Raw genomic sequence first — 7,204 nt, forward strand, 5'->3', positions numbered from 1 at the left:
GATCTAGCCTCCTTGGGGGGTCTTCAGGGTATTCCGGAAATCGGCATCCAGCATCGTCGGGTCTACCCGATGGGCGCCGGAGATGATCGGGATATAGGCATCCTTGTCGCCGCGCCGTTCGGGATTCATGTACTCCCAGGCGATGCGATTGTCCGGGGTGACTTCGAGCATGCGCCCATTCTGGGCGTCGCTGATCAGGGTGTTGCCGTTGGCGAGACGTTCCTGTACACCGCGAATGACGCTGTGGAACGGCTTGTCCTCGGTGCCGGTATAGCTCCAGCTCACTTCATAGGTCTTGGGGTCGAACTCCAGGATCTTGGAACGGCCGCCGGGACCGAAGTGCCCGTTGTTGTCGAACAGCAGGAAGTGGCCGTTCGGCAGCATGTCGGGATCGTGCTGGCCGATCCACGGGCCACGGATCGCCCAACTCATCTTTTCCTGTTCGAGATCGATCAGGGCAAGTGCGCCCGGTTCGCGCATGGAGATCAGCACCTGACCTTCCTTGGCGAAGTCGAAGACTGCGGCCATCTCGGCGGTAACGTAGTCCACGCCGTTGGTGTGCAGGAAATCGCCGGCGTCGAGCAGGTACCAGGGCACGATGTCGAGCATGCCGCGGAACGGCGAATTGACGAAGGTCTCCAGCAGCGGAATCTTCTTGAGCTGCTTGCCTTCGGGCGACAGTTCCACCAGATAGTCGTCGATGCGTGGCGGCTGCAGGAAGGTCGCTTTTTCGATCACGTGGTGCGTGATCGCATGGGTCAGGGTGAACACCCGACCGTCCGGTGCGATGTCGATATCGTGGTGGCCGCGTTCCAGGTACTTCCAGATCAGCTTGGAATCGCGATCCATCTTGACCAGGCCATAGCCGTGCGGGGTGTCGCCGACACCGTCGTAGACCACCAGCAGGTCACCATTCGGATACATCAGCGCCTTGCGGAAATAGGTGTTGACGTCGTCGACCGGATCGGTGACGGCCGAACTCTTGTCCCACACCTTGCTGTAGGGCATGTACCACTCGTGAACCACATTGCCCTGGAAGTCGATCAGGAACGCTTTCTGGGTATGGCCGGAGGTGTATAGGGTCAGGCCGCTCTGGACCAGGTCCGGGTCAAAACTCACGACACCACGTTGCGGCGTGCTGGCTTTCCCGTAGAGGTCGGTCTTGACCGGATCGATATAGTCGGTGCGCTGGTGGATCAGCGCGTTGCCGGCGAGGTAGGCGTCCCGGAAAAGCTCGTAAGGAAAGACCTTGCCGAGCACCACGAAGCTACCGGCGCAAAACGCCAGGAAGGCGACACACAGGATCAGTACAAGTTTGTAGAGCGCATCACCAACACGGTCCAGCATCCCTGAGCTCCTCATAGGCATGGGGTGTACTGCGGAGAGTGGTCGACGACAAGCGACTGCGCCCTTCCGACTGCCCCGTGTAGCGAAATGTAAATTTTAAATTCTTGAAATTTTGAGTATCTGTGCTTCAGACCGGCGTGGGAGCCGCGGCTTCCGGGGCGCCCGAGCCGTTCGCAAAATGCAAGCGGCCCGTGGCGGAACCTGAATGTGGATCGTACGTTAAGCTTGAATGCCTGAACCGACTGTTAACATTTTCCCTTGTCGCATGGGGTCATTGTCGCCATGTCGGGACGCTGTTGCTGGCGTCCCGCTTGAGTCCGGGCGGTGAGGTCTATAGAATTCGCGGGCTTCGCGTCCTCACCGGAATCGCGTGGCGTTGGCAGGGCCGTCGTGACGACGACGGATCGATGAAACTTGGAGGAATTCAGCATCGCGCAGGAAAAGAGTGACCGCCGTAACGAACAGATCACCGTGCCACGTGTACGTGTGGTTGGCCCCGAGGGAGATCAGGTCGGAGTCATGATGACTCGCGACGCACTCGCGAAGGCCGAAGAGCTGGGATTGGATCTGGTGGAAGTGTCGCCGAATGCAGATCCTCCAGTCTGCAAGATCATGGATTACGGCAAGTACGTTTTTCAGAAGGACAAGGCCCAGCAGGCGGCGCGGCGCAAGCAGAAGCAGGTGCAGATCAAGGAAGTGAAATTTCGGCCCGGCACCGATGTTGGTGACTACCAGGTCAAACTTCGCAATCTGCAGCGATTCATCGAAGAAGGTGACAAGGCCAAGATCACGGTTCGCTTCCGCGGTCGCGAAATGGCGCATCAGGAACTCGGGCGCGATCTGCTGGAACGCATCCGCGCCGATCTGGACGAAATCGGACAGGTCGAGCAGTTCCCGAAGATGGAAGGCCGCCAGATGGTGATGGTGGTGACGCCGCGCAAGCACTGAGCTTGCGCAGGTGGATTTTCCAACAAGCTGCATACGGCCTTCAAAATGCGTCCATGACGCTGCCGGATGGAGCATTAAAGAGAAGTGAAAGGAGTTTTCAATGCCGAAGATCAAGACCAACCGCGGTGCCGCGAAGCGTTTTTCGCGCACCGGCAAGGGTGGTTTCAAGCGCTCGTTCTCGCACAAGCGCCACATCCTGACCAAGAAGCCGGCGAAGCGCATTCGTCAGCTGCGTGGCCCGACCATGGTGCATGAGTCCGACGTGCGTGAAGTGCGTCAGCTCCTGCCGTACGCCTGAAAGGGAGGGCTGAACGATGGCACGAGTCAAGCGCGGCGTTACCGCACACGCCAAGCACAAGAAAGTCCTGAAGAAGGCCAAGGGTTACTACGGCGGCAAGAGCCGGGTATTCCGCGCCGCCAAGCAGGCCACGATCAAGGCCGGGCAGTACGCCTACCGCGACCGTCGCGTCAAAAAGCGTGAAATCCGCGCCTTGTGGATTCAGCGCATCAACGCCGGCGCGCGTGAACATGGCCTCAACTACAGCCGATTTATCAACGGACTCGCCAAGGCCGGCGTGGTCCTTGATCGCAAGGTGCTGGCTGACCTGGCGATTCATGACAAGGCTGCGTTCGCTGCTCTGGCGGTCCAGGCACAAGCCCAGCTCGCCGCCTGAGCAAGCCGGCGTACCGGTCCTGGTTCACGGGGCCAGCACGTCGCAGACGTAGCTTCATTCAAAGGGACTGGCGGATGCCGGTCCCTTTTTCATTTGCCAAGACAAATCATCATGAGCGACAGCCCAGAAGACCTGGCCCTACAGGCCCAAACCGACATCGCCGCCTGCACGGAGCTGCGTGCCCTCGATGCCCTGCGCGTGGAGTTGCTGGGCAAGAAGGGCAGCCTGACCGGCCTGCTCAAGCAGCTCGGCGGCATGCCGCCGGAACAGCGCAAGGCCTTCGGCGACCGGGTCAATCGTGCCAAGGAAGCCGTGCAGGCGCAGCTCGATACGCGCCGTCGCACGCTGGAGGACATCGAGATGTCGCGCCGTCTGGCCGAGGAGACGATCGATGTCAGTCTGCCGGGACGCGGTGAGGGCAGCGGTGGTCTGCATCCGATCTCCTTGACCATCGAGCGCATCGAGCGCCTGTTCGCCGACATGGGCTTTGAATCCGTGGCCGGTCCGGAAATCGAGGACGATTACCACAATTTCGAGGCCCTCAATATTCCGCCAGCGCATCCGGCGCGCGCGATGCAGGACACCTTCTACGTCCAGGGCGGCGAACGGCTGCTGCGCACCCACACCTCGCCGGTCCAGATCAGGACGATGAAGCATCTGGTGGCCGCCGGCGGCAAGCCGCCGATTCGCATGATCTGTCCGGGCCGTGTTTACCGCGTCGATTTCGATCGCACGCACAGCCCGATGTTTCATCAGGTGGAGGGCCTGTATGTGGCCGAGCGGGTATCGCTGGCCGATCTCAAGTACGACCTCATGAACTTTGCGCGCGGCCTGTTCGAGTCCGATGTGGAGGTGATGTTCCGGCCCTCGTATTTTCCGTTCGTGGAACCGGGCGCGGACATGCACGTGCGACTCGGCGACCGCTGGCTGGAGGTTCTGGGCTGCGGCATCGTCAACCCCAAGGTGCTCGAAGCCGTCGGTATCGATTCCGAACGCTATACCGGCTATGCCTTTGGTATGGGTGTGGAGCGGCTCGCGATGCGGCGTTACGGCATCGACGATCTGCGTCTGTTCTTCAACAACGATCTGCGCTTTCTGCGTCAGTTCGCCTGAACGCCCGTGCACCTGAAATCTGGAACCTGAATCATGAAAATCAGCCTCAATTGGCTGCGCGAATGGGTGGACCTGCCCGACCACGCGCACGATATCGCGCACCGCCTGACGATGGCGGGCATCGAATGTGAAGCCGTGCCGCTGCTGGCCGAACCGCTGCACGGCGTGGTCGTGGGCCGCATCGTCGAAGCCGTACAGCATCCCGACGCCGACCGGCTTCGGGTTTGCCGGGTCGATGCCGGCGATGGCGGGTCGCACCAGATCGTGTGCGGTGCATCGAATGCACGCGCGGGCCTGCTGGCACCGCTGGCGCTGCCCGGTGCGGTGCTGCCGGGCGGCATGAAGATCGGTCGCGCCAGGCTGCGGGGCGTAGAATCCGGCGGCATGTTGTGCTCGGCCAAGGAGCTGAGCCTGTCGGAACAGTCCGACGGCCTGTTCGAACTCGATGCTTCGCTCGAACCCGGTCAGCCGATCGAGTCGGCCTTGCAACTCGACGACTGGATACTCGAACTCGAATTCACGCCCAACCGGGGCGATGCACTCAGCGTTCTCGGCCTGGCGCGGGAACTGGCGGCGATCTACGGCATCGGCTACACCCGACCCGCGATCGAGCCGGTCGAAAGCGGTAGCGAAGCGAGCATCTCGGTCGAAATCGAGGATATCCAGGCATGTCCCTGTTATGCCGGGCGGATCATCGAGGAGATCGACCCGAACGCGCAGACGCCGCAATGGATGCGTGAACGGCTGCGTCGTACCGGCGTGCGCAGTCTGGGCCTGCTGGTGGACGTGACCAACTACGTGCTGTTCGAACTCGGCCAGCCGATGCACGCCTTCGACGCGGATCGCCTGGCGGCGCCGGTGTCGGTGCGGCGTGGTCGCTCCGGCGAGAAGCTGAGCCTGCTCAACGGCCAGACCATCGAGCCGAAATCGAGTGAGTTGTTGATTGCAGATGCCAAGGCGCCGCTGGCGCTGGCCGGGGTCATGGGCGGCGGCGATTCGGAAGTTTCGGAATCGACCACGCGGGTGTTCCTGGAAAGTGCCTGCTTCACGCCGGCTGCCGTTGCCGGAACCGGGCGTCGCCACAAGCTGCATACCGATGCCGCCTACCGCTACGAGCGCGGCGTCGACCCGGCCTTGCAGCGCCTGGCACTGGAACGTGCCAGCCGTTTGATCATCGAGGTGGCCGGTGGCCGCGCCGGCGCGGTGGTGGTGGCGGGCTCGGAAGCGCCCGGCTTGCGCCGCGTGTCGCTGCGACAGTCCCGGCTGGAAATGATCAGCGGCGTCGAGATCGACGCCGCCACCGTGGAGTCGTCCTTGGGCCGGCTCGGCATCGAAGCCCGCCAATCCGAACCGGGCCTCTGGAACGCGCAGATTCCGAGCTGGCGCTACGACCTGGAGATCGAGGCCGATCTGATCGAGGAAGTCGCTCGCCTCTACGGCTACGACCGGATCGAGGCGCGGCCCTATGCGGCCGAACTGATGCCGATCGCCAGCACCGATACCCGGCGCAGCGAATCCGGCGTCAAGCACGCCCTGGCGGCGCGCGGCTATCACGAGGCCGTGAGCTACAGTTTTGTCGATCCCGCCGTGCAGTCGCTGTTGGCGCCGATGGGCGCCGAGATCGAACTCGACAACCCGATTGCCGAGACCATGTCGGTGATGCGCACCACGCTCTGGAGCGGCCTGCTGCCGGCCTTGCAGTACAACCTGCAGCGTCAGGCGCGGCGCGTCCGCCTGTTCGAGATCGGTGCCCGCTACGAGCTTCGCGACGGCGAGATCGTCGAAACCCAGTCACTGTCGGGCCTGATCTGGGGCGAGGCTTTGCCCGAGCAATGGGGATCGCCGGGCCGCTTGGTCGACTTCTTCGATGCCAAGGGCGATATCGACGCCGTGCTGGGCGAACTGGAGTGGGAGCGCGACGAGCATGCCGCGCTGCATCCCGGCCAGACCGCTCGCGTGTTGCGCGGCGGCCACCCGCTAGGCTGGATGGGCAGCCTGCACCCGCGCCTGGTCGCGCACTTCGATCTGCCGTCCGCACCAATCCTGTTCGAACTCGACTGGGCCGGAATCAGTCCACGGGCATTGCCGAACCGACCGAAAATGTCGGAATATCCGTCGTCACGCCGTGACTTGGCATTAAGCGTGAGGACGGACCTTCCGTCCGCAAGGCTGGTAGCCGAGGCGCGCGCCGCCGGGGCGGCCGCGCTGGAAGCGGTCAAGGTGTTTGATGTTTACGTTGGGCCAGGCTTACCCGAAGGATGTAAAAGCGTCGCTTTAAGCTTGATTTTTCAGGACTATTCGCGCACGCTAACCGAACATGATGTCGACGAATCCGTTGCCTTGATCGTCTCTCATCTCGGCAGGATTTTGGGGGCCTCCGTCAGGGGTTGATCTTGGGGGTGATTAGAAAGTGGCGTTGACCAAAGCGGAACTGGCCGAAGCGCTGTTCGCGCAGCTGGGCTTGAACAAACGCGAAGCCAAGGAGTTCGTCGATCTGTTCTTCGAGGATGTCCGGGCTGCGCTTGAGTCAGGTGATCAGGTCAAGCTGTCCGGGTTCGGAAATTTCGAGCTGCGAGACAAGAACCAGCGTCCTGGCCGGAATCCCAAAACCGGCGAGGAAATACCAATTTCGGCACGTCGAGTGGTTACGTTCCGTCCCGGGCAGAAACTGAGGCTGAGAGTCGAATCCGATGGCACCGACGGCTGACAGAGCCGAGCGTCTACACGAACCCCTGCCCGAAATCCCGCAGAAACGGTATTTCGCGATCGGCGAGGTCAGTGAATTGTGCGCCGTCAAACCGCATGTGCTGCGCTATTGGGAGCAGGAATTTCCACAGCTCAAGCCGGTCAAGCGTCGCGGTAACCGCCGTTACTACCAGATTGACGATGTGCTGATGGTGCGCCGCATTCGCAGCCTGCTCTACGAACAGGGTTTCACCATCGGTGGTGCGCGTCAGCGCCTGCGTGAAATGCCCAAGCCGGTCAACGATGAAACCCTGGGCCCGGACGGCGCCATGAGCGGGAGCAAGCCAACGGCTCCGCGCGGTCGTGAAATTCGCCAGATTCGCAGCGAACTCGAAAACATCCTCAAGCTGCTCGACCACTGAAGCAAGCCGCACGGC

The 7,204-nt window shown here is 62.0% G+C and carries 8 protein-coding genes; 7 read left to right on the top strand and 1 reads right to left on the bottom strand.

The features are described 5' to 3' along the window. Positions 1–3 precede the first annotated feature (3 nt). The gene (locus tag RM530_RS09540) at positions 4–1,347 is read right to left on the bottom strand and encodes an arylsulfotransferase family protein (RefSeq protein ID WP_311364995.1); all 1,344 of its coding nucleotides are present in this window, start codon (positions 1,345–1,347) and stop codon (positions 4–6) included. A gap of 414 nt (positions 1,348–1,761) precedes the next feature. Here RM530_RS09540 and infC point away from each other — a divergent pair, with 414 nt between their 5' ends. The 7 genes from infC to RM530_RS09575 all read left to right on the top strand — a co-directional run bounded on the left by infC (position 1,762) and on the right by RM530_RS09575 (position 7,189). Further along, entirely contained in the window at positions 1,762–2,295 is a 534-nt protein-coding gene (gene infC / locus RM530_RS09545) for a translation initiation factor IF-3 (protein WP_349256208.1), read from the top strand. A 100-nt stretch (positions 2,296–2,395) separates the two neighbouring features. Next, the gene (rpmI, locus tag RM530_RS09550) at positions 2,396–2,593 is read left to right on the top strand and encodes a 50S ribosomal protein L35 (protein ID WP_311364996.1); all 198 of its coding nucleotides are present in this window, start codon (positions 2,396–2,398) and stop codon (positions 2,591–2,593) included. 16 nt (positions 2,594–2,609) lie between these two features. Then, positions 2,610–2,969, top strand: a complete 360-nt coding sequence (gene rplT / locus RM530_RS09555; RefSeq protein ID WP_311364997.1) for a 50S ribosomal protein L20 — start codon at positions 2,610–2,612, stop codon at positions 2,967–2,969. A gap of 111 nt (positions 2,970–3,080) precedes the next feature. After that, the gene (gene pheS, locus RM530_RS09560) at positions 3,081–4,082 is read left to right on the top strand and encodes a phenylalanine--tRNA ligase subunit alpha (RefSeq protein WP_311364998.1); all 1,002 of its coding nucleotides are present in this window, start codon (positions 3,081–3,083) and stop codon (positions 4,080–4,082) included. 33 nt (positions 4,083–4,115) lie between these two features. Beyond that, positions 4,116–6,473 (top strand): phenylalanine--tRNA ligase subunit beta, encoded by a 2,358-nt coding sequence (gene pheT, locus RM530_RS09565; RefSeq protein ID WP_311364999.1) that lies wholly within the window; start codon positions 4,116–4,118, stop codon positions 6,471–6,473. A gap of 19 nt (positions 6,474–6,492) precedes the next feature. Continuing rightward, positions 6,493–6,789: an integration host factor subunit alpha gene (locus RM530_RS09570; protein WP_311365000.1), complete on the top strand. Its 297-nt coding sequence runs from the start codon at positions 6,493–6,495 to the stop codon at positions 6,787–6,789. Further along, positions 6,773–7,189, top strand: coding sequence for a MerR family transcriptional regulator (locus RM530_RS09575; protein WP_311365001.1), 417 nt, complete (start codon positions 6,773–6,775; stop codon positions 7,187–7,189). Before RM530_RS09570 ends, RM530_RS09575 begins: the two co-directional genes overlap by 17 nt. Positions 7,190–7,204: the final 15 nt, after the last annotated feature.

Source organism: Banduia mediterranea (assembly GCF_031846245.1).
Lineage (GTDB): Bacteria > Pseudomonadota > Gammaproteobacteria > Nevskiales > Nevskiaceae > Banduia > Banduia mediterranea.